The organism is Citrobacter sp. Cpo030, assembly GCF_030333005.1.
Taxonomy (GTDB): domain Bacteria; phylum Pseudomonadota; class Gammaproteobacteria; order Enterobacterales; family Enterobacteriaceae; genus Citrobacter; species Citrobacter portucalensis.
This window is the reverse complement of record NZ_JAOWGT010000068.1, coordinates 107,821-130,359: the sequence shown is the minus strand read 5'-3', so window position 1 is coordinate 130,359 and position 22,539 is coordinate 107,821. Positions and strand designations below refer to the sequence as shown.

The following is a 22,539-nucleotide window of genomic DNA, read 5'->3' as shown; positions in this document are numbered from 1 at the left end:
GTTAGATATTGTTTATTGTATCTGATCGCTGCGAACGCTTTCCCAGCTCAGCCCGAAGCGGGCGAGATATTTTCGCAAGCGGTCTGCATCGTTAGGATTGGCTTTTTTCTGCCGTGAGACGGCAAACAGTTCGCGTCCGGCTTCCGACAGCGACGCGCTGCGGCGGCACACTTCCAGCACCGTTTCTAACTGGCGGCGATCGAAAAGGTCAATGTCCATGTTCAGTTCCGGTTGCGTATCGTTAATCTGCCAACTCTCTTTTAACAGCGCAATTTCTTCTTCGACAAGGGATAAGGTGATGCGTCCCTGTTCGGCAAGCGTCGCCATTCGCGCGATGGATGAACTTAGCTCGCGAAAATTGCCGCGCCACTGCGCCTGTGGGGAGCAGGCAAATGCCAGATAACAAGCACGTGCCTCTTTGTCGAAACGGATCTGCATCTGTTTACTGCTGGAAAAACGGTGTAGCTCATACTCGACGTTCGGAGCGATATCTTCCCGCCGCTGCGCCAGACCGGGCAGGGCGAAGTTCCACATATTGATACGCGCGTAGAGATCTTCGCGAAAACGGCCCTCGGCGACCCATTGCTGCATATCACGATGGGTTCCGGCAATCAGTTGAAAATCGCTCTGTACTTCTTTGTCCGATCCAAACGGGAAAAAGGTTTTTTCTTCAATCGCTTTTAGCAGCATAGCCTGCTCGTCTAACCCCAGTTCGGCTATCTCATCGAGAAACAGCACGCCGCCATCCGCTTCTCGCAGCAGTCCGCTGCGCGCCGTGAGTGCGCCAGTAAACGCCCCTTTCACGTGACCGAACAACGTAGACATCGCGTTGTCGCCACGCAGGGTTGCGCAGTTGACGGCGACCAGTTTTCCCGCCACCAGATGCCGCGACTGGCGTAGCTGAAAAATACGTTTCGCCAGAAAGGATTTACCCGCGCCGGTGGGGCCGGTGAGCAGGATCGGGTCGGTCGAACGTAGGGCCACACGCTCAATGCGATCGATCAGTTTATTGAAGGTGGCGTTGTGCGTATCAATCCCGGCCTTCAGAAAAGAGATCGACTGCTGCTGTTCGCGCTGAAAACGACTGGTGAGCGTGGCGTAGCGGCTTAAATCGAGATCGATTATCGAGCAAACGCCGGCGGCAACGGCCTCATCCGATGAACCGGCTAGTGCCGGGCTGGTTTGCAGCAGGCTGGCGGGCAGGTAGCGGGCTTCCGTTAGCAGAAACCAGCAGATCTGCGCGACGTGCGTCCCGGTGGTGATGTGCACCAGATATTCTTCGTTTTCCGTATCAAAGCTGTAGTGTGTGGCGAAGTCGAGAAAGGCGGCGTAGACCTCTTCAAAATCCCAGGGGTCGTTAATAGTCACGGCATGCGGGCGTACTTCGGTGTCAGGTGAGAGCAGCGCGACGTCTTCAATCAACCTTTGCGCCATGCCTTCATCGCGTGGCTGGTGGAGCAGTTCCAGTCTGTCGACAGGGAAATCAGGCTGTTGGCACAATCCAACCGTGGGGCGCCACTTTTTAAACCGATTGGCGCGTTTACCGCGTTTGTCCAGCACCGTACCCAGTACGCCAATTACAACCCGCCGCTTTTTCATGGTTTATCCAAAAAGATAAATTAAGAGATTAAAAGATAAAAAAATTAACCGAGTGAGACAACTGCCAATATTGGCGGAAACAATTAAATTTATATAAATCAATTAATTAAAAATAAACTCTGACGATTTTCATTTCTGGCACGCTTCTGGCAATAACTCTTACGTCAATCACGCTGAAAACGCAGGGGGTTAAACCCCGCCGGCACATCAGGAACGGCACAGGCTGTTTTCCGGGAGTGTTCCGTCAGCCGCTGACACACAGTGGGTTCGATTCCCAATTTCATCCTCCGAATGAAAACTGGTTGTTAATCAAAGGTATAAAGCGGAGTAATGTGCAGTTAGCACGCTCCAGAACAGGCTGCCGGTAATGATGCCGTGCGACAGGCAAAAGGGAATTCCCCTGTCGCTTCGCCCCTGCACCCGCACCTGACTCACAATAAGGAATAAAAAATGAAGAAAAAAATCACTATTCGTAAAGGCCAGCTTGGCCTGTTATCCCGACAGGGTGATTACTATCAGGTACTGGATGCAGGTGAACACCGTTTGCCATGGTTTAACACACCGGATGTTCTGGTGATCAATACCGATGGCAGCGAAATTCCGGAAGCACTGGCGGAGTATTTACGTCGCTTCCAGCCTACATGGGTGGAGCAGTACTGTGTGGTGGCCGATTTAACCGATACCGAAGCGGGTGCGCTGTATGTGAACGGCGTCTTGCAGGAAATTTTGCCACCGGGAACGCGCCGTCTGTACTGGCGCGCAGAGGAAGCACTGAAGCTGGTGCGTATGGATACTCGTCAGGTTTCGGTACCGGTTGAGGTGATGAATGCAGTGTTACAGCCACGACGTAACGGTACGGTGAAAGGTCGTGAAGCTATCTTAACGGTACAGGTTCCTGCGTGGCATGTTGGTGTGCTGAAAATTGATGGCGAAACCCAGACGCTGTTGCCGCCGGGGTTGACCGCATACTGGAAGGTAAACCATCTGATTGAAGCCGAAGTTGTTGATACTCGTTTACAGGTACTGGAGGTCGGTGGACAAGAGATCCTGACCAAGGATAAGGTCAACCTGCGTTTAAATCTGGCCGCAAACTGGCGTTATGGCGATGTGTTGCTGGCTTTTGGCCAACTAACCAAACCGCTGGATCACCTTTACCGCGAATTGCAGTTTGCCCTGCGGGAAGCGGTGGGAACGCGCACGCTGGACGAGCTGCTGGAAGATAAGCAGGTGATCGATGAGGTGGTGAGCGCACAGGTGAAAGCCCGAATGACGCCGTTTGGTATAGAGGTCGCTTCGCTCGGCGTGAAAGATATTGTCCTGCCGGGGGATATGAAGGCCATCCTGTCCCAACTGGTTGAAGCTGAGAAATCCGCCCAGGCCAACGTGATCCGCCGTCGTGAAGAGACTGCCGCGACGCGATCGCTGTTGAATACCGCGAAAGTGATGGAAAACAACCCGGTGGCGCTGCGCTTAAAAGAGCTGGAAACCCTTGAAAGAGTCGCTGAACGTATCGATAAAATCTCGGTGTTCGGTGGCCTCGACCAGGTGCTGCACGGCCTTGTGAACATAAAAGGATAAGAATAATGAGCTACAACACAGTGGACGGTGCGATGCGCGAAAAGGTATTGCGCCAGCTAAAAGAGGTAGAGCAGCGCTATGGCGTCAGGGTGCTGTATGCCTGTGAATCCGGCAGTCGTGGCTGGGGATTTGCCTCGCCGGACAGCGACTACGATGTGCGATTTCTCTATGTTCATCCGCCTGAGTGGTATCTGCGGGTTGAAGCGCCACGAGATGTTATCGAGTTGCCGATAGATGATGAGCTGGACGTCTGCGGTTGGGAATGGCGCAAGGCGCTGGGGTTACTGAAAGGCGCAAACCCTACGCTTATCGAGTGGCTGGATTCGCCAGTGGTCTATCAGCAGGATGAAGTGACCGTGTCGGCGCTGAAAGCGTTGGTGCCCAAATGGTTTTCACCGCTACGTGCCCGCTGGCACTACTACTCGATGGCGCGGAAAAACTTCCGTGGCTATCTGCAAGGTGACGACGTGCGATTGAAAAAGTACTTTTACGTCATTCGGCCGCTGCTGGCGGTGCGTTGGGTGGAAGCGGGGAAAGGCGTGCCACCGATGCGTTTTGCCGACCTGCTGGCGGGAAGTGAACTGGATGCGCCTTTGCGTCAGGAAATTGATGAACTGCTGGAACGCAAGCAGTGTGCAGGTGAAGCGGAATACGGCCCTCGTTGTCCACTGTTGCATGCGTTTATCCGCGCCGAACTGGAAAGAGGAGAGATTCCGCCGACGTTACCGGATTGCCGGGAAGGCGATGTCAGGGAGCTGGACAGATTGTTATATGAAACGGTGATGCGGTGAAAACGCCCGATGGTACAAGAGCCATCGGGCGTCGGTATCTACTCATTCAAACAAATTATGGTGCAGCTTCTGTACCACCTGTTCGGCTTCAGTACCGGGCACCAGGAAGCACAGGTTATGGCTGGATGCGCCGTAGCAAATCATGCGGATGTTGAACGGTTCCAGTACGCCGAACACCTCTTTACCCACGCCACAGGCTTTAGACAGGTCGTTGCCAATCAGTGCCACCAGCGCCAGGCCTTCTTCCACTTCAACCCGACACAGGGCAGACAGTTCCATCAGCAGAGACTGTGTTAACAGTGTATCGCCGGTGGAGGTGGAGCCTGTAGTATCCAGCGTCAGCGCCACGCTGACTTCGGATGTGGTAATCAAATCTACCGAGATATTGTGGCGTGCCAGGATGCCGAACACTTCCGCTAAAAAGCCGCGAGAGTGCAGCATATTCAGGCTATGCAGCGTTAGCAGCGTTTGCTTACGGCGCAGTGCCAGCGCCCGGAACAGCGGTGGATTCGCGGTTTTATTGCATACCAGCGTACCGCCTGCTTTTGGATCCTTACTGGAGCCAACAAACACCGGGATATCGCTACGCACGGCTGGCAACAACGTTGCCGGGTGCAGCACTTTCGCGCCAAAGGTCGCCATTTCTGCGGCCTCTTCAAAGGCGATTTCATCAATACGCTGCGCCGCCGGAACAACGCGCGGATCGGTCGTGTAAATGCCAGGAACATCGGTCCAGATATCGACGCGCGTGGCGTGCAGCGCTTCGGCCAGCAGGGCAGCCGTATAATCGCTCCCGCCGCGCCCCAACGTGGTGGTGCGGCCTTTGCCTTCACTGCCGATAAAGCCCTGAGTAATCACCAGACCTTCGCTCAGACGTGGGGCCAACTGGAGCGTTGCCAGTTCGGCTAGCGCCGCGACGTCAGGCTCTGCGCGGCCAAAACGATCGTTGGTGCGCATCACTTTACGTACGTCAAACCACTGCGCCTGCACGTTGCGCTCACGCAGGATCTCGACGAACAGCAGGGTAGACATCAGTTCACCGTGGCTGACCAGTTCGTCGGTCAGCGCGGTTGAGGTCGCCAGTGACGCCGCTTCTGCCAGCGTGGTGATGTTTTCCAGCAGACGTTCGATCTCTTCACGGATCACGTTTGGATAACGCAGGCGCTCCAGAATATTGAACTGAATTTGACGAATGGCATCGAGTTTTTCGAAGCGCGCGGTTGGCTCCAGCCCTTCAGCCAGTGCGACCAGCAGGTTGGTGATCCCCGCAGAAGCGGAAAGTACCACTACACGGACGTTAGCATCAGAAAGCACTACATCAGCGCTGCGATTCATGGCATCAAAATCCGCCACGCTGGTACCGCCAAACTTGGAGACAACTACATCAGTCATAACTACCTCGTGTCAGGGAATGAATAGAGCGACCATGGCACATAAGGCAGAACAGAAACCGGTGCAGGCGCAAATGCAAATACCGTATTTATAAATAAAATGTGTAGCTTGCACTGTCAACGCTGGGATTATGCGGATTTTTCATGCTGCAACTGCGTTGAGTAACGGTACTAATAACAACGCTGATAACAGCTATACTTTTTAGCCACGTTTGGCGGATGCCCTGGCAATGGCATTAAAACAATCACACTTTTCTGTGACTGGCGTTACAATCGATCTCAGTCACAATTCTCAAAATCAGAAGAGTATTGCTAATGAAAAACATCAATCCAACGCAGACCTCAGCCTGGCAGGCACTACAAAAACACTTTGAAGAAATGAAAGACGTTACTATCGCGGATCTTTTCGCGAAAGATAGCGATCGTTTCACTAAGTTTTCCGCGACGTTTGACGATTTGATGCTGGTGGATTTCTCCAAAAACCGCATCACTGAAGAGACGCTGGCTAAACTGCAGGATCTGGCGAAAGAAACCGATTTGGCGGGCGCCATCAAGTCCATGTTCTCCGGTGAGAAAATCAACCGCACTGAAGACCGTGCCGTGCTGCACGTGGCGCTGCGCAACCGTAGCAATACGCCTATCATCGTTGACGGCAAAGATGTCATGCCGGAAGTGAATGCTGTGCTGGAGAAGATGAAATCCTTCTCTGAAGCGATCATCTCCGGAAGCTGGAAAGGCTATACCGGTAAAGCCATCACTGATGTAGTAAACATCGGTATCGGCGGTTCTGACCTCGGCCCGTTCATGGTGACCGAAGCGCTGCGTCCGTACAAAAATCACCTGAACATGCACTTTGTGTCTAACGTCGATGGTACGCACATTGCCGAAGTGCTGAAGAAAGTGAACCCGGAAACCACGCTGTTCCTGGTCGCTTCCAAAACCTTCACCACCCAGGAAACCATGACCAACGCCCACAGCGCGCGCGACTGGTTCCTGGCGACCGCAGGCGACAACAAGCACGTTGCCAAACACTTCGCTGCGCTTTCCACTAACGGTAAAGCGGTTGGCGAGTTCGGTATTGATACTGCCAATATGTTCGAGTTTTGGGACTGGGTAGGCGGTCGTTACTCCCTGTGGTCTGCAATCGGTCTGTCCATCATCCTGTCCGTAGGCTTCGACAACTTTGTTGAGCTGCTCTCCGGCGCGCATGCGATGGACAAACACTTCTCCACCACTCCGGCTGAGAAAAACCTGCCGGTGCTGCTGGCGCTGATCGGTATCTGGTACAACAACTTCTTCGGTGCCGAAACCGAAGCGATTCTGCCGTATGACCAGTATATGCACCGTTTCGCGGCTTACTTCCAGCAGGGCAACATGGAATCCAACGGTAAATACGTTGACCGTAACGGCAATGCGGTGGATTACCAGACTGGCCCAATCATCTGGGGTGAGCCGGGTACTAACGGCCAGCATGCGTTCTACCAGCTGATCCACCAGGGCACCAAAATGGTTCCATGCGATTTCATCGCGCCGGCCATCACCCACAACCCGCTGTCGGATCACCATCCGAAACTGCTGTCTAACTTCTTCGCGCAAACCGAAGCGCTGGCATTCGGTAAATCTCGTGAAGTGGTTGAGCAGGAATACCGCGACCAGGGTAAAGATCCGGCAACGTTGGACCACGTTGTGCCGTTCAAAGTGTTCGAAGGTAACCGCCCAACGAACTCCATCCTGCTGCGCGAAATCACCCCGTTCAGCCTGGGTGCGCTGATTGCACTGTACGAACACAAAATCTTCACTCAGGGCGCTATCCTGAATATCTTCACCTTTGACCAGTGGGGCGTTGAGCTGGGCAAACAGCTGGCAAACCGCATTCTGCCAGAGCTGAAAGATGGTTCCGAAGTGAGCAGCCACGACAGTTCTACCAACGGTTTGATTAACCGTTATAAGTCCTGGCGTGCCTGATAGCACACACTTGTAGGCCGGATAAGGCGTTTAGCCGCATCCGGCATTAATGAAATAAAAAGCCGATATTAATATCGGCTTTTTTGTAAGAATGCTCCAGGATATCTACGTTTTAACTTCATACCTTAATTGAGCTTAATCCTAAAATAATTTTATTAATGTTATTCAATTTCTTATTTTTCGGATTTACCGGATGTTGCATTTTAATTTTTATATTTTAATTTATTGATTTAGCTGTCTTTATTGTATTTTCCAATCATTTTTCCTTTCGTTATCTAATTATCCTAAATTCCCGCATGGCGTAATTTGCACACTTTGGTTTGTGTATACTCGATCTCGCCCGAAATTCTTTTGGGTAAATCTCCATTCATACAATGAAGGGAATTTTTAATGAAAAAAGTTCTGTATGGCCTGTGGGCTATATCTGCGCTTGCGGCGACTTCTGTCTATGCTGCCCCCGTTCAGGTGGGTGAGGCGGCAGGGTCGGCTGCCGCGTCGGTTTCGGCAGGAAGTTCCTCCGCAACCAGCGTGAGCACCGTAAGTTCTGCAGTGGGGGTCGCCCTGGCGGCGACCGGTGGTGGCGATGGTTCTAATACCGGAACTACAACCACTACAACCACCAGTACCCAGTAATAAAGGTACGTTTAATTCTAACCACACTTCGGTGTGGTTATTTTGAATTGCCAAAAGTCTGTGGGATTTGTAGGCCGGGTAAGCGTTGCGCCACCCGGCAATAATGCGGAGAAACGTCGTGAAGCGACCAGCGCTCATAATGGTTTGCCTGTTACTGCAGGCGTGCTCAGCCACCACCGAAAGGTTGGGACATTCGCTGTGGGATAGCGTGTTTGGTACTCCCGGCGTACAGATGACGGACGATGAAATCCAAAATATGCCCTACGCCAGCCAGTATATGCAGCTAAACGGCGGCCCCCAGCTGTTTGTGGTACTCGCGTTTGCGGAAAACGGACAGCAGAAATGGGTGACTCAGGATCGGGCTATTCTCGTCACGCAGCATGGGCGCATTGTGAAAACGCATCTCGGCGGGGATAACCTAATCGAGGTGAATAATCTGGCGGCAGACCCACTCATCAAACCCAATCAGATAGTTGATGGCGCAACATGGACCCGCACGATGGGCTGGAGCGAGCATCAGCAGGTACGCTATGCCACCGCACGCTCGGTTTTCACATGGGATGGCGCAGACACCATCAAGGTCGGCAACGATGACACGCCGGTACGGATCCTCGATGAAGAGGTAACCACCGATCAAACGCGCTGGCATAACCGCTACTGGATCGACAGTGAAGGGCAGATTCGCCAGTCGGTACAGTATCTTGGCGCGCATTACTTCCCGGTGAAAACCACGCTGGTTAAGGCGGCAAAATCATGATCAAACGAGCCGTTATGGCGCTGCTGTTGAGCCTGAGCGCGGCGTCTGTTTTTGCTGCGGGCAGCGTTAAGGTCTTTACCTCCGCCAGCGAAGAGCCAAAAACGCTGACCGGGGCCGAACATCTGCTCGACCTGGTCGGACAGCCGCGGTTGAGCAATAGCTGGTGGCCAGGCGCGGTTATTAGCGAAGAGCGGGCAACGACGGAGGCGGGACGTCAGCAGCAGGCATTACTGGCTCGCCTGGCGACGCTGGTCGCTGAAGAAAGCGGTGACGATGCTGCCGCTATCAACGCATTACGCCAGCAAATTCAGGCGTTGAAGGTGACCGGCAGGCAGATGATTAATCTTGACCCGGATGTTGTGCGCGTCAGCGAGCGAGGCAACCCGCCGTTGCAGGGCAATTACACGCTGTGGGTCGGAGCGCAGCCAACGCATATCACGCTGTTTGGCCTGCTAAGCCATCCGGGTAAACAACCGTTTATGCCCGGGCGTGATGTTGCCAGTTATCTCGATGGGCAAAGTCGGCTCAGCGTCGCGGATCGTAGCTTCGCCTGGGTTATCTATCCCGACGGGCGCACGCAAAAAGTACCGGTCGCTTACTGGAACAAACGTCACGTTGAGCCGATGCCCGGCAGCATCATTTATGTCGGACTCTCTGATGCTGTCTGGAGCAGCACCCCGGATGAAATTAATGCCGACATTCTTCGCACCCTGACCCAGCGGATACCCGAATAATGAGAAAAACTTACCTGCTCAGCGTATTGGCGCTGGGCGTAAGCGTTGCCTGCCATGGTGAAACCTGGCCCGCGCCCATTGGACCTTCGCAGTCCGATTTTGGCGGCGTGGGGCTGCTGCAAACCCCAACCGCACGCATGGCGCGCGAGGGCGAAATGAGCCTCAATTACCGCGATAACGATCAGTACCGCTACTACTCTGCGTCGGTGCAGCTCTTCCCGTGGCTGGAAACCACGCTGCGCTATACCGATGTGCGTACCAAAAAATACAGTAGCGTGGAGTCATTTTCTGGCGATCAGACTTACAAGGATAAAGCTTTTGATCTCAAACTGCGGCTGTGGGAAGAGAGCTACTGGATGCCGCAGGTGGCGGTTGGCGCGCGGGATATTGGCGGAACCGGCCTGTTCGATGCGGAGTATATTGTGGCGAATAAAGCCTGGGGGCCGTTTGATTTCTCGCTTGGTCTGGGCTGGGGATATCTCGGGACCAGCGGCAACGTCAGCAATCCGTTTTGCTCATACAGCGATAAATTCTGCTATCGCGATAACAGCTACAAGCAGGCCGGTTCTATTGACGGCAGCCAGATGTTCCACGGTCCGGCGTCACTGTTTGGCGGCGTCGAGTATCAGACACCCTGGCAGCCGCTGCGCCTGAAACTGGAGTATGAGGGTAACAATTACCAGCAGGATTTTGCGGGCAAGCTGGATCAGAAGAGCAAGTTTAACGTCGGCGCTATTTATCGCGTCACCGATTGGGCCGACGTTAACCTCAGCTATGAGCGTGGGAACACTTTTATGTTTGGGGTCACGCTGCGGACTAACTTCAACGATCTGCGGCCAAACTATAACGACAACGCCCGCCCGAAATATCAGCCACAGCCGCAGGATGCCATCCTGCAACACTCGGTGGTGGCGAATCAGCTAACGCTGCTGAAATATAACGCCGGACTGGCCGATCCTAAAATTCAGGTGCAGGGCGATACGCTGTATGTGACCGGTGAACAGGTGAAATATCGTGATTCGCGCGAAGGGATCGAACGTGCCAACCGGATCGTGATGAACGATCTTCCCGACGGGATCCGCACGATCCGTATTACGGAAAATCGTCTTAACTTACCGCAGGTGACGACCGAAACGGAGGTTTCCAGCCTCAAGCGTCATCTGGAAGGCGAACCGTTGGGCCATGAAACCCAGCTGGCGCAAAAACGCGTTGAGCCCGTGGTGCCGAAAACGACCGAGCAGGGCTGGTACATCGATAAGTCACGCTTCGATTTCCACATTGATCCGGTGCTTAACCAGTCAGTGGGCGGCCCGGAAAACTTCTATATGTATCAGTTGGGCGTGATGGGAACGGCGGATTGGTGGGTTACCGATCACCTGCTGACCACCGGAAGTTTGTTCGCCAACCTCGCCAATAACTATGACAAATTTAACTACACCAACCCGCCGCAGGATTCGCATTTGCCACGAGTGCGTACCCATGTGCGCGAGTATGTGCAAAACGATGTCTACGTGAATAACCTGCAGGCCAACTACTTCCAGTCACTCGGAAACGGGTTCTACGGACAGGTTTACGGTGGCTATCTGGAAACCATGTACGGCGGAGCGGGGGCGGAAGTGCTGTATCGTCCGCTGGACAGCAACTGGGCGTTGGGTGTTGATGCCAACTACGTGAAACAGCGTGACTGGCGTAGCGCGCAGGATATGATGAAATTCACCGACTACAGCGTGAAGACCGGGCATTTGACGGCGTACTGGAATCCGTCATTCGCTCAGGATGTACTGGTAAAAGCCAGCGTGGGCCAGTATCTGGCGGGAGATAAGGGCGGAACGCTGGAAGTGGCGAAGCGCTTTGACAGCGGCGTTGTGGTCGGCGGCTATGCGACCATCACCGACGCCTCGCCGGATGAGTACGGAGAGGGTGATTTTACCAAAGGGGTGTACGTATCCGTGCCGCTGGATCTGTTCTCGTCTGGCCCGACCCGCAGCCGTGCGGCGATTGGCTGGACGCCGTTAACGCGTGATGGCGGCCAGCAGCTTGGACGTAAGTTTGGTTTGTACGACATGACCAGCGACAGGAGTGAGAACTTCCGGTAATACGCGATCGCCTGGTGCGCAGAGCTTACCGGGCCGTAGGCCGGATAAGGCAAAGCCGCCATCCGGCAAGGACCTTCTGGGGAACAAAAAATAAACAAAAAATGTAGATCTCTGTCACATTTTTGCGTTATACAGGAACCTCGCCACTGAGTAAGAGGTGCTGTTATGACGTCGCTATCTCGTCCGCGCGTGGAGTTTATCTCTACCATCTTACAGACCGTGTTGAATCTGGGGCTGCTGACTCTGGGCCTGATCCTGGTTGTATTCCTCGGGAAAGAAACGCTGCATCTGGCGGATGTGCTGTTCGCGCCGGAACAAACCAGCAAGTATGAGCTGGTGGAAGGGCTGGTGGTTTACTTCCTCTACTTTGAATTTATCGCGCTGATTGTGAAGTACTTTCAGTCAGGGTTTCACTTTCCGTTGCGCTATTTTGTCTATATTGGGATCACCGCGATTGTGCGGTTGATCATCGTCGATCATAAAGCACCGATGGATGTACTGATCTATTCCGCGGCGATCCTGCTGCTGGTGATCACCCTGTGGCTGTGTAATTCCAAACGGCTGAAGCGAGAGTAAAAGACAACACGCCGCAATCGGACCGCGGCGTGTTGCAGGTCAGGATTACTGCGCAGAGGCAGGCTGGGTTTTCTCTGCGGCGGGTTCCCACAGTTCTTCAAGTTCTTCCAGCGTTTTGCCTTTGGTTTCCGGTACAAACTTCCACATAAACAGCGCCGCCAGAATACCCATACAACCGTAAATCCAGTAGGAGAAACCGTTGTGGAAATGGGAAACCAGCCACGAATTTTTGTCCATCATCGGGAAGGTCCAGGAGACGAAGTAGTTCGCCAGCCATTGAGCGGCAACGGCAATGGCGAGCGCTTTGCCACGAATCGCATTGGGGAAGATTTCTGCCAGCAACACCCAGCAAACCGGTCCCCAGGACATGGCGAATGCGGCGACGTAAAACAGCATCGACAGCAGTGCAACCAGCCCGGAAGCCTGGGTATAAAACGCGGTACCGAGGCTGAACATACCGATGGCCATGCCCAGAGCGCCAATAATCTGCAGCGGTTTGCGACCAAATTTATCCACCGTCATGATCGCCAGCACGGTGAAGCTCAGGTTGATCACGCCAACAATGATGGTCTGTAACAGCGCCACATCGGTGCTGGCTCCCAGCGTTTTAAACACCTCCGGGGCGTAGTAGAGCACGACGTTAATACCGACGAATTGCTGGAAGATAGACAGCATTACGCCGATGACGATAACGCCTGCGCCAAACATCAGCAGGCGGCCGCCTGTTTTACGACCATGTTCCAGAGACTGATTGATCTCCTGCATGGCCTGGGTGGCGAGGGCGCTGCCCATAATTTTGCGCAGAATACCTTCCGCCTGCTCGTGTCTGCCACGTGCCATCAGCCAGCGCGGGCTTTCTGGTACGGTGTACAGCAGCAGTAAAAACAGCAGGGCGGGAATACTTTCGGACGCAAACATATAGCGCCAGCCATCGGTATTCAGCCAGTTGGCGTCGCCTGAACGTGCGATAAAATAGTTAACGCAATACACTAACAGTTGACCAAAAATAATGGCGAACTGGTTAAATGACACCAGTTTCCCACGAATGTGTGCGGGTGCCAGTTCAGCAATATACATTGGTGAGAGCATTGAAGCTAAACCGACACCAATACCCCCAATGATACGATAAATAACAAATTCGGGAACGTATCCGGCTAAATAAACGGGTACGGCGTTATCCGGGTTAATAGTCGTAAAACCTAATTCTGGCCATGCGGAACCAATACCGGAAATAAAGAACAGCAGCGCCGCGATTTTCAGCGAGTCCCGGCGGCCAAACCGGTTACTACAATAGCCGCCCAGGGCACCGCCGATGATGCAGCCTATCAACGCACTGGCGACGCAAAAGCCCAACAGCGAGTTGGCGGCGGATTCACTTAAATGTTGTGGGGCGACAAACACGGTATTCAGGGATTCTACCGTTCCGGATATGACCGCAGTGTCGTAGCCGAATAATAGCCCTCCTAACGTTGCCACTAATGTAATCGAAAAAATATAACTGGAATTATATTGGGTGTTCATTCAGACCTGCCTTAGAGGATACAGCTCTTTTGATCAGTGCCGTGATGTTGAATTTAACAGGCAGGGAAGACAATTATCATTTTTTACATTGCAATTACGTTTTGTCTTTTCTGTGATCTTAATTCTGTTTGATTTATCTATATTCAGACAGGAAATAGAATTGCAGTGATGGAGAGCACGAAAGGAAATAATCGTAACAGTGATGCAAAATAACATAAAAAAAGGGCGCTCCGTAGAGCGCCGAATAACAGTCACAGGTTGGGATAACATAAGTTGAGGGTTGCAGTGGCATTGCCCGTTGCCGGGCAGGTACTTCGGTAAAACTTAACCTTTCACACCACCCGCGGTCAGACCGTTGACTAGCCAGCGCTGCGCCAGCAAGAACACCAGAGTGATCGGAATGGCTGAAAGTACAGCCGCGGCGGCAAAGTCGCCCCACAAATAGTTCTGTGGGTTGAGGTACTGCTGCATACCTACCGCAAGGGTATAGCTGTTCACATCACGCAGCAGCAGTGACGCGACCGGTACTTCGGTAATAGCGGCAATGAAAGACAGAATAAACACGACCGCCAGAATCGGAACGGAAAGCGGCAGCAGCACCAGGCGGAATGCCTGCCACGGCGTAGCGCCATCCAGCGCGGCCGCTTCTTCCAGTGAACCGTCGATAGTTTCGAAATAGCCCTTTATCGTCCATACATGCAGCGCAATACCGCCGAGGTAGGCGAAGATCACGCCGCCGTGCGTGTTCAGGCCGATAAACGGAATGTACTGGCCCAGGCGATCAAACAAAGCATACAACGCGACCAGAGACAGCACCGCCGGGAACATCTGGAAAATCAGCATCCCTTTCAGCAGGGTTGCTTTGCCCGGGAAACGCATACGAGCAAAGGCGTAAGCACAGGTAGTGGAAAGCGTCACGATACCGATCGCGGTAATGCTGGCCACTTTCACCGAGTTCCACAGCCATAACAGTACCGGGAACGGCGGTGGCGTCACACGGCCATCCGCGTGTTCAACGCTAAAGCCCAGCGCCAGTTTCCAGTGTTCCCAGGAGATGTTTTCCGGAATCAGGCTGCCGGTGGCAAAGTTACCTTCGCGCAGCGAGATAGCGATAACCATCAGCAGCGGGAACATGATCGCCGCGATAAAAATCAGCAGCCCTAAGTGCGTTGCGAATAAACGTAACTTCTGAGATTTGGGTTGAACCATAGCCATAATATTTTTACTCCCCTTGATACCGCTCCAGGCTATTTTGCTTGCCATTTTGAACTCGGGCAGTGCTCAGAATCCTCACGTACTACGTGTACGCTCCGGTTCTTCCGCGCTGGCCGAGCTCAAACTGCCCGCGCCAATGACGCCTGGTTATTCCAATTAATCAAACTTCATACGTGTGGCTTTCAGGTTCACAATCGCCAGCGCACCAACCAGCAGGAAGATCAGCGTAGCAATCGCCGCCGCCAGACCGAAGTCCTGACCACCGCCGCCTTCAAAGGCGATACGGTAGGTGTAGCTCACGAGCAGGTCGGTATAACCGGCTGGTGTGGTGGTACCAAGACGGTCCGGACCACCGTTGGTCAACAGCTGAATCAGCACGAAGTTGTTAAAGTTAAAGGCGAAGCTGGCGATCATCAGCGGCGTCAGCGGCTTAATCAACAGCGGTAGCGTTATCTTAAAGAAGTTCTGGAACGGACCTGCGCCATCCATCGCTGAGGCTTCATACAGGTCGTCAGGAATCGCTTTCAGCAGACCCATGCACAGGATCATCATGTATGGATAACCGAGCCAGGTGTTGACGATAATAATCATCGAACGCGCGGTGGTTGGATCGCTGAACCAGGCCGGTTTGATGCCAAACAGCGCGCTCAGCATCATGTTGATTTCACCAAAGCTCTGGTTGAATAAGCCCTTGAAAATCAGAATCGAGATAAACGACGGTACGGCATACGGAAGAATCAGCAGGACGCGGTAAATCGCTTTGCCTTTGAGAGACTCCCACTGTACGAGACAGGCCAGCACCATGCCCACGGCAACGGTCAAAATAACGGTCAGTACCGAGAAGACCACCGTCCAGACGAAGATGGCGAAGAACGGTTTCTGGATGCCTTCGTCGGTAAACACGCGGGTGAAGTTATCCCAGCCGATGGCAACGGTGTAGCCCGGGCTGAGTTTTTCGCTACCCCAGCTACCGTCAGCGTTAATCGCCTGATAATAACCAATATCGTTGTTGGCGCGGTATTTTACGCCGCTCTGGCTGTTGGTGAGCGTGCCGTCTTCAGCGAGCGTATAAAGTGGCTGCGTGCCGGAAAACTGGCGCAGCGAACTCATGGTAACTTTGCTTTCATCCGGCAGGATGGCGGTCAATTGGGTAAGCGCCTGGCGATTCTGCGTGATGATACGCAGTGTTGCACGTTCGCCTGCCGGCAGCGCCTCGGCTTCTTTCAGTTGCAGTTTCTGCTCGCCGCCAAATTTAAAAGCGTCAGAAAGGTAATTCTTGCCGGTTTCACCGTCGGTGAGGGCCAGTTGCCACTCATCACCCGCCGGATACAGGCCAAAGTTGTAGGTTTTCCCAGCCTGATACGAACGATCCATCAGGACTTCCTGAGCGCGTTCAAAGGTCAGCTGGTTGGTACTGCTGTAGTTGGTAAAGGCAATGGCGATCGTACAAATCAACGGAAACAGGACAAACAGCCCCATACCGGCAACGCCCGGGTAAACATAGCGCCAGGCATAGGCTTTACGGTTAGCGAAAATATACAGGCCAGCAGAGCTTAAAATCAGCGTCATGATGGCAAACAGGTACTCCCCCTGAGCGTACATCAAAACAACAAGGTAACCGACCAGCAGCCCAAGCAGACCCATCACTGACCATTTCAGCGTGTCGCTTTGCCACCAGTGTTTCTTTTTAATGACATCCATGGGGATCTTCCTCTACAACATTGAACATCTGTCGGCAAAAGTGCCTGATGGCGCTGCGCTTATCAGGCCTACGGTGAGTTGTAGGCCGGATAAGGCATTTATGCCGCCATCCGGCACGTGTGCTACAGCACTACTTGGTGATACGACCCTGCGCGTCTTTCAGTGCGGCATCGACGGTCTGACGGCCGCTGGCTGCGTTGATCACTGCGGTACGAACGGCATACCAGAATGCGGACATCTGTGGGATGTTCGGCATGATTTCGCCTTTCTGGGCGTTATCCATAGTGGCGGCGATACGTGGGTCTTTCGCTAACTGATCCTGGAAGGATTTCAGCGCAACGGCGCCCAGCGGTTTGTCCTTGTTCACTTCATCCAGACCCTGATCGGTCAGCAGGTAGTTTTCGAGGAACTCTTTCGCCAGTTCTTTGTTCGGGCTGGCGGCGTTGATACCGGCGCTCAGAACGCCAACAAACGGTTTAGACGCTTTTCCTTTGAAGGTTGGCAGCAGCGTGACGCCGTAGTTGATTTTACTCTTATCGATGTTGGACCACGCCCACGGACCGTTGATGGTCATCGCGGTATCGCCTTTGTTAAAGGCCGCTTCGGCGATGGAGTAATCAGTATCCGCGTTCATGTGTTTGTTCTTGATCAGATCAACCAGGAAGGTCAGACCCGCTTTCGCGCCAGCGTTATCCACGCCCACGTCTTTCACATCGTACTTACCGTTCTCAAACTTGAACGCGTAACCACCGTCGGCGGCAATCAGCGGCCAGGTGAAGTACGGTTCTTGCAGGTTAAACATCAGCGCGGATTTACCTTTCGCCTTCAGCTCTTTATCCAGTGCAGGAATTTCTTCCCAGGTTTTCGGTGGATTTGGAACGAGGTCTTTGTTGTAAATCAGCGACAGCGCTTCAACCGCGATCGGGTAGGCAATCAGTTTGCCGTTATAGCGTACGGCATCCCAGGTGAACGGATAGAGCTTGTCCTGGAAGGCTTTGTCAGGTGTGATTTCAGCCAGCAGGCCAGACTGAGCGTAGCCGCCAAAACGGTCATGTGCCCAGAAGATGATGTCCGGACCGTCGCCGGTCGCGGCAACCTGCGGGAATTTCTCTTCCAGTTTGTCAGGGTGCTCAATAGTGACTTTGATCCCGGTGTCTTTCTCGAATTTTTTGCCCACTTCAGCGAGGCCGTTATAGCCTTTGTCGCCGTTAATCCAGATAACCAGCTTACCTTCTTCAATCTTGGCGAGAGCCGAGGCGGAAAACATCATCGTCGTTAATGCAGACAATGCGAGGATGCGTGCGCCAGTTTTGATTTTCATAGTTCCCATCCTGTTTGGTGATTTTGCAGAGGTGGCTTAACGGTTACTAGTTTCTTTATACGACAACCTCTTTCCATCCTCCTTACCCCTACGCCCCACCCGCTCTTTATGTGATCTGTGTTACATAAATGTGAGTATTGCGTACTGGCGCACATAAAAACCCACCGATTTTTGCAGGCTGCATCACGAAATTCCTCTGAGGCTGGTGGCCCGGGTCTCAGACGCTGCTCTCTCATCCTCCCGCCTCCTCCCCCATAAAAAAGCCGGGGGGTGGAGGATTCACGCAGTCAAGGGATCGCGCATAGTCAGCCCATCATGAATGTTGCTGTCGATGACAGGTTGTAACGAAGGGAGAAGGGCATGGCGAGCGTACAGCTACGAAATGTAACGAAAGCCTGGGGTGACGTGGTGGTATCGAAAGATATCAATCTCGACATTCACGAAGGGGAATTCGTGGTGTTTGTCGGACCGTCAGGCTGCGGTAAGTCGACCTTGCTGCGTATGATCGCCGGACTTGAAACCATCACCAGTGGTGACCTGTTTATCGGGGAGACCCGGATGAACGACATTCCGCCCGCCGAACGTGGTGTAGGCATGGTCTTTCAGTCCTACGCGTTGTATCCCCATTTGTCCGTCGCGGAAAACATGTCGTTCGGCCTCAAACTGGCCGGAGCGAAAAAAGAGGTGATGAACCAGCGCGTGAACCAGGTTGCGGAAGTTCTGCAACTGGCACACCTGCTGGAGCGTAAACCAAAAGCGCTTTCCGGCGGACAACGTCAGCGTGTGGCGATTGGCCGTACGCTGGTCGCCGAACCGCGCGTATTCCTGCTGGACGAACCACTGTCGAACCTCGATGCCGCTCTGCGCGTGCAGATGCGTATTGAAATCTCCCGCCTGCATAAACGTCTTGGCCGCACGATGATTTACGTTACCCACGATCAGGTCGAAGCGATGACGCTGGCCGACAAAATTGTGGTGCTGGATGCCGGTCGCGTAGCGCAGGTTGGTAAGCCTCTGGAACTGTATCACTACCCGGCTGACCGCTTTGTGGCGGGCTTCATTGGTTCACCGAAGATGAACTTCCTGCCGGTGAAAGTCACGGCAACGGCTATCGATCAGGTGCAGGTTGAACTGCCCAACCGCCAGCAAATATGGCTCCCGGTAGACAGCCATGCGGTACAGGTTGGCGCCAACATGTCTTTAGGTATCCGCCCGGAACATCTGCTGCCCAGCGATATCGCCGATGTCACCCTCGAAGGTGAAGTGCAGGTGGTCGAGCAGCTTGGTCACGAAACACAAATTCATATCCAGATCCCCGCCATCCGTCAAAACCTGGTTTACCGCCAGAACGACGTGGTGTTGGTAGAAGAGGGTGCCACATTCGCTATCGGCCTGCCGCCAGAGCGTTGCCATCTGTTCCGTGAGGATGGCACTGCATGTCGTCGGTTGCACCAGGAGCCGGGCGTTTAAGGTCCCCATAAAAAAACGAAACGCAAAACCATTCGCAGTTTTAGACGGTGGCAGCGTTTAAAGAAAAGCAATGATCTCAGGAGATAGAACGATGATTACTCTGCGCAAACTCCCTCTGGCGGTTGCTGTAGCAGCAGGCATTATGTCTGTTCAGGCAATGGCTGTGGATTTCCATGGTTATGCTCGTTCCGGCATTGGCTGGACAGGTAGCGGCGGTGAACAACAGTGTTTCCAGGCAACTGGTGCCCAAAGTAAATACCGTCTTGGTAACGAATGTGAAACCTATGCGGAAATCAAATTAGGTCAGGAAGTGTGGAAAGAGGGCGATAAGAGCTTCTACTTCGACACCAACGTTGCCTACTCCGTTGCACAGCAGAATGACTGGGAAGCGACCGATCCTGCTTTCCGCGAAGCCAACGTGCAGGGTAAAAACCTGATTGAATGGCTGCCGGGTTCCACCATCTGGGCCGGTAAACGTTTCTATCAGCGTCATGACGTCCACATGATCGACTTCTACTACTGGGATATTTCAGGTCCTGGTGCCGGTATTGAAAACATCGATCTGGGCTTCGGTAAACTGTCTCTGGCCGCAACCCGTTCTCAGGAAGCGGGTGGTTCTTACACCTTCAGTAGCCAGAATATCTACGACACATCCAAAGATACCGCGAACGACGTATTCGACATGCGTTTAGCGCAGATGGCCATTAACCCGGACGGCATGCTGGAACTGGGTGTTGACTACGGTCGTGCGAATAAAACTGACGGTTATAGCTACGCGGATAGCGCTTCTAAAGATGGCTGGATGTTCACTGCAGAACATACTCAGAGCATGCTGAAGGGCTATAACAAGTTCGTGGTTCAGTATGCAACTGATGCGATGACCACGCAGGGTAAAGGTGGCTCGCAGGGTACTTACGGTTCAACCTTCGATACCCAGGCAACACCAAATGATCCCGTTATCCATCATGTAAACAACAATATCAATAACAACGGTAGCCTGGTGCGCGTACTTGACCACGGTGCTATCTCTCTGGGCGACAAGTGGGACCTGATGTACGTCGGTATGTATCAGAATATCGACATGGATAATGACCTGGGTACTGAATGGTACACCGTGGGTATTCGTCCGATGTACAAATGGACACCAATCATGAGCACCCTGATGGAAGTCGGCTACGACAACGTCAAATCTCAACAGACTGGCGATCGCAACAGCCAATACAAAATCACCTTGGCACAACAGTGGCAGGCAGGCGACAGCATCTGGTCTCGTCCGGCAATCCGCGTCTTTGCAACCTATGCCAAATGGGATGAAGAGTGGGGCTACGTTAAAAATGGTAACAACGTATCTAAATACGCAGCTGCAACGAACTCTGGTATCAGCACAACCAGCCGTGGCGACAGCGATGAGTGGTCCTTCGGTGCTCAGATGGAAATCTGGTGGTAATTCAGCTCTAACCTGACGTAAAGACCGAAAGAGGGGCGCAAGCCCCTCTTGATTACGGTTTAGCGCGCTATTGCCTGGCCACCGCTGAACCCATGCTATCTGAGGTGATAACAATGAAAATGAAGAAAAGTCTCGTTGCCCTTTGTTTATCTGCAGGGTTATTTGCCAGCGCGCCTGGCATCAGCCTGGCCGATGTAAATATTGTTCCGCAGAACACCACCGCGGCGCCTGCTATTCCCACTGCAGCGTTGCAACAGTTAACCTGGACGCCAGTTGATCAATCGAAAACCCAATCAACCTCGTTGGCGACAGCGGGACAGCGTCTGGACATTGCCGGTATTAGCGGCCCGGTTGCCGCCTACAGCGTACCGGCCAACATTGGTGAACTGACCCTGACACTGAGCAGTGAAGTTAACAAACAAACCAGCGTATTCGCGCCAAACGTCTTAATTCTTGATCAGAACATGACGCCATCTGCGTTCTTCCCTAGCAGTTACTTTACCTACCAGGCACCGGGTGTGATGAGTGCCGATCGCCTGGAAGGGGTGATGCGCCTGACGCCAGCGCTGGGACAGCAAAAACTGTATGTTCTGGTCTTTACTACTGATAAAGATCTCCAGCAGACCACAACCCTGCTTGACCCGGCAAAAGCCTATGCCAAGGGGGTAGGTAACGCTGTTCCGGATATTCCGGACCCGATTGCCCGCCACACCACCGACGGTCTGCTGCATCTGAAAGTTAAAACCAGCTCCTCCTCCAGCGTGCTGGTCGGGCCGCTGTTTGGTTCTTCCGGTCCTGGCCCTGTTACGGTTGGTAATACCGCAGCGCCTGCAGTGGCCTACGCGGCTCCGGCGGCAGCCGTTGCTGCTCCGGCACCACAACCCGTGAAGAAAAGCGAGCCAATGCTGAACGACACGGAAAGCTATTTTAATCAGGCGATTAAGGATGCAGTTGCAAAAGGCGATGTTGATAAAGCGCTGAAGCTGCTTGATGAAGCGGAACGTCTGGGATCCAAATCTGCCCGATCCACCTTTATCAGCAGTGTAAAAGGCAAGGGGTAAACTTCTCCCCACATTGTTGATTTTGCAACAACTGGTGCGTCTCCTGGCGCACCTTTTTTTATCCTTCGGTGCTAATTGTTACACTTATGTTGCCCTACCGATCACTTAATCGTGTTTGCTCACCCCGTAATGCCTTTTCTGCGATACAATGCCTTCAGGTTATAAATCGGAGAGTAAGGCATGCCACACCCTGCGTTAACGCAACTGCGTGCGCTGCGTTATTTTGATGCGATCCCAGCGCTGGACGCCCAACTGCTCGACTGGTTGTTACTGGAAGATTCCATGACCAAACGTTTTGAGCAGCAGGGGAAAAAGGTCACCGTAACGTTGATTCGCGAAGAATTCGTTGGGCAAAATGAGGTGGCTGAAGAACTGACGCTGCTGCCTAAAGAGTCTCGTTATTGGTTACGTGAAATCCTGTTATGCGCGGATGGTGAACCCTGGCTTGCCGGACGGACTGTGGTGCCTGAATCAACCTTGTGCGGCCCTGAACTGGCCTTACAGAACCTTGGGAAAACCCCGCTCGGACGCTACCTGTTTACGTCATCGACATTGACCCGAGATTTTATTGAGATTGGCCGCGATGCAGCGCTGTGGGGGCGTCGTTCCCGCCTGCGGCTGAGCGGTAAGCCACTGATGCTTACCGAGCTTTTTCTGCCTGCGTCGCCGTTGTACTGAGAGGA

At 53.2% G+C, this 22,539-nt stretch carries 18 protein-coding genes and 1 pseudogene; 13 read left to right on the top strand and 6 right to left on the bottom strand.

All coding sequences use genetic code 11. The features are described 5' to 3' along the window. Nucleotides 1-12: 12 nt before the first annotated feature. Nucleotides 13-1,599, bottom strand: a complete 1,587-nt coding sequence (rtcR, locus tag OGY37_RS15555) for an RNA repair transcriptional activator RtcR (protein ID WP_286621178.1) — start codon at nucleotides 1,597-1,599, stop codon at nucleotides 13-15. 450 nt (nucleotides 1,600-2,049) lie between these two features. On the opposite strand from rtcR, the gene OGY37_RS15550 reads away from it, so the two are divergent. Together OGY37_RS15550 and OGY37_RS15545 are read left to right on the top strand one after the other, a co-directional pair. Beyond that, nucleotides 2,050-3,177: a slipin family protein gene (locus tag OGY37_RS15550; protein WP_063941217.1), complete on the top strand. Its 1,128-nt coding sequence runs from the start codon at nucleotides 2,050-2,052 to the stop codon at nucleotides 3,175-3,177. A 5-nt stretch (nucleotides 3,178-3,182) separates the two neighbouring features. Then, complete coding sequence (locus OGY37_RS15545; protein ID WP_286554719.1) at nucleotides 3,183-3,968, top strand: nucleotidyltransferase domain-containing protein; 786 nt, start codon at nucleotides 3,183-3,185, stop codon at nucleotides 3,966-3,968. Nucleotides 3,969-4,010: 42 nt separating this feature from the next. On the opposite strand, the gene lysC is transcribed toward OGY37_RS15545, so the two are convergent. Beyond that, nucleotides 4,011-5,360: a lysine-sensitive aspartokinase 3 gene (gene lysC / locus OGY37_RS15540; protein WP_003826556.1), complete on the bottom strand. Its 1,350-nt coding sequence runs from the start codon at nucleotides 5,358-5,360 to the stop codon at nucleotides 4,011-4,013. A 314-nt stretch (nucleotides 5,361-5,674) separates the two neighbouring features. On the opposite strand from lysC, the gene pgi reads away from it, so the two are divergent. The 6 genes from pgi to psiE all read left to right on the top strand — a co-directional run bounded on the left by pgi (nucleotide 5,675) and on the right by psiE (nucleotide 12,120). Then, the gene (gene pgi, locus OGY37_RS15535; protein ID WP_003826559.1) at nucleotides 5,675-7,324 is read left to right on the top strand and encodes a glucose-6-phosphate isomerase; all 1,650 of its coding nucleotides are present in this window, start codon (nucleotides 5,675-5,677) and stop codon (nucleotides 7,322-7,324) included. 390 nt (nucleotides 7,325-7,714) lie between these two features. Then, complete coding sequence (gene yjbE / locus OGY37_RS15530; RefSeq protein WP_003826562.1) at nucleotides 7,715-7,957, top strand: exopolysaccharide production protein YjbE; 243 nt, start codon at nucleotides 7,715-7,717, stop codon at nucleotides 7,955-7,957. 118 nt (nucleotides 7,958-8,075) lie between these two features. Then, complete coding sequence (locus OGY37_RS15525) at nucleotides 8,076-8,714, top strand: YjbF family lipoprotein (protein ID WP_286621176.1); 639 nt, start codon at nucleotides 8,076-8,078, stop codon at nucleotides 8,712-8,714. Further along, on the top strand, nucleotides 8,711-9,448 hold the full coding sequence (locus OGY37_RS15520) for a capsule biosynthesis GfcC family protein (protein ID WP_286549123.1): 738 nt from the start codon (nucleotides 8,711-8,713) through the stop codon (nucleotides 9,446-9,448). The genes OGY37_RS15525 and OGY37_RS15520 overlap by 4 nt, the downstream gene beginning before the upstream one ends. Then, nucleotides 9,448-11,544, top strand: a complete 2,097-nt coding sequence (locus OGY37_RS15515; RefSeq protein ID WP_286621174.1) for a YjbH domain-containing protein — start codon at nucleotides 9,448-9,450, stop codon at nucleotides 11,542-11,544. The genes OGY37_RS15520 and OGY37_RS15515 overlap by 1 nt, the downstream gene beginning before the upstream one ends. Nucleotides 11,545-11,709: 165 nt before the next feature. After that, nucleotides 11,710-12,120 (top strand): phosphate-starvation-inducible protein PsiE, encoded by a 411-nt coding sequence (gene psiE, locus OGY37_RS15510; RefSeq protein ID WP_063941223.1) that lies wholly within the window; start codon nucleotides 11,710-11,712, stop codon nucleotides 12,118-12,120. 45 nt (nucleotides 12,121-12,165) lie between these two features. Here the strand turns inward: psiE and xylE are convergent, their stop codons facing one another. The 3 genes from xylE to malF form a co-directional block, all read right to left on the bottom strand. Beyond that, nucleotides 12,166-13,641 carry a D-xylose transporter XylE gene (xylE, locus tag OGY37_RS15505; RefSeq protein WP_191221937.1) on the bottom strand — a complete coding sequence of 492 codons (1,476 nt, stop codon included), beginning with the start codon at nucleotides 13,639-13,641 and terminating at the stop codon, nucleotides 12,166-12,168. A 324-nt stretch (nucleotides 13,642-13,965) separates the two neighbouring features. After that, nucleotides 13,966-14,856, bottom strand: a complete 891-nt coding sequence (gene malG / locus OGY37_RS15500; protein WP_003826575.1) for a maltose ABC transporter permease MalG — start codon at nucleotides 14,854-14,856, stop codon at nucleotides 13,966-13,968. A 156-nt stretch (nucleotides 14,857-15,012) separates the two neighbouring features. Continuing rightward, nucleotides 15,013-16,557, bottom strand: coding sequence for a maltose ABC transporter permease MalF (malF, locus tag OGY37_RS15495; RefSeq protein WP_003826577.1), 1,545 nt, complete (start codon nucleotides 16,555-16,557; stop codon nucleotides 15,013-15,015). A 40-nt stretch (nucleotides 16,558-16,597) separates the two neighbouring features. Between malF and OGY37_RS23510 the strand changes: the two are divergent. Next, nucleotides 16,598-16,672, top strand: a pseudogene (locus OGY37_RS23510) (hypothetical protein); the annotation flags it as partial. Between the two features lie 15 nt (nucleotides 16,673-16,687). On the opposite strand, the gene malE reads toward OGY37_RS23510, so the two are convergent. Further along, nucleotides 16,688-17,878, bottom strand: coding sequence for a maltose/maltodextrin ABC transporter substrate-binding protein MalE (gene malE, locus OGY37_RS15490; RefSeq protein ID WP_003031680.1), 1,191 nt, complete (start codon nucleotides 17,876-17,878; stop codon nucleotides 16,688-16,690). A gap of 360 nt (nucleotides 17,879-18,238) precedes the next feature. Between malE and malK the strand changes: the two genes are divergently transcribed. The 4 genes from malK to ubiC all read left to right on the top strand — a co-directional run bounded on the left by malK (nucleotide 18,239) and on the right by ubiC (nucleotide 22,534). Beyond that, on the top strand, nucleotides 18,239-19,348 hold the full coding sequence (gene malK / locus OGY37_RS15485) for a maltose/maltodextrin ABC transporter ATP-binding protein MalK (RefSeq protein ID WP_048215134.1): 1,110 nt from the start codon (nucleotides 18,239-18,241) through the stop codon (nucleotides 19,346-19,348). A 91-nt stretch (nucleotides 19,349-19,439) separates the two neighbouring features. Beyond that, nucleotides 19,440-20,795, top strand: coding sequence for a maltoporin (locus tag OGY37_RS15480; protein WP_003826583.1), 1,356 nt, complete (start codon nucleotides 19,440-19,442; stop codon nucleotides 20,793-20,795). Nucleotides 20,796-20,908: 113 nt separating this feature from the next. Next, nucleotides 20,909-21,856, top strand: a complete 948-nt coding sequence (gene malM / locus OGY37_RS15475; protein WP_003826585.1) for a maltose operon protein MalM — start codon at nucleotides 20,909-20,911, stop codon at nucleotides 21,854-21,856. A gap of 180 nt (nucleotides 21,857-22,036) precedes the next feature. Continuing rightward, nucleotides 22,037-22,534 (top strand): chorismate lyase, encoded by a 498-nt coding sequence (ubiC, locus tag OGY37_RS15470; protein WP_003826587.1) that lies wholly within the window; start codon nucleotides 22,037-22,039, stop codon nucleotides 22,532-22,534. Nucleotides 22,535-22,539 lie beyond the last annotated feature (5 nt).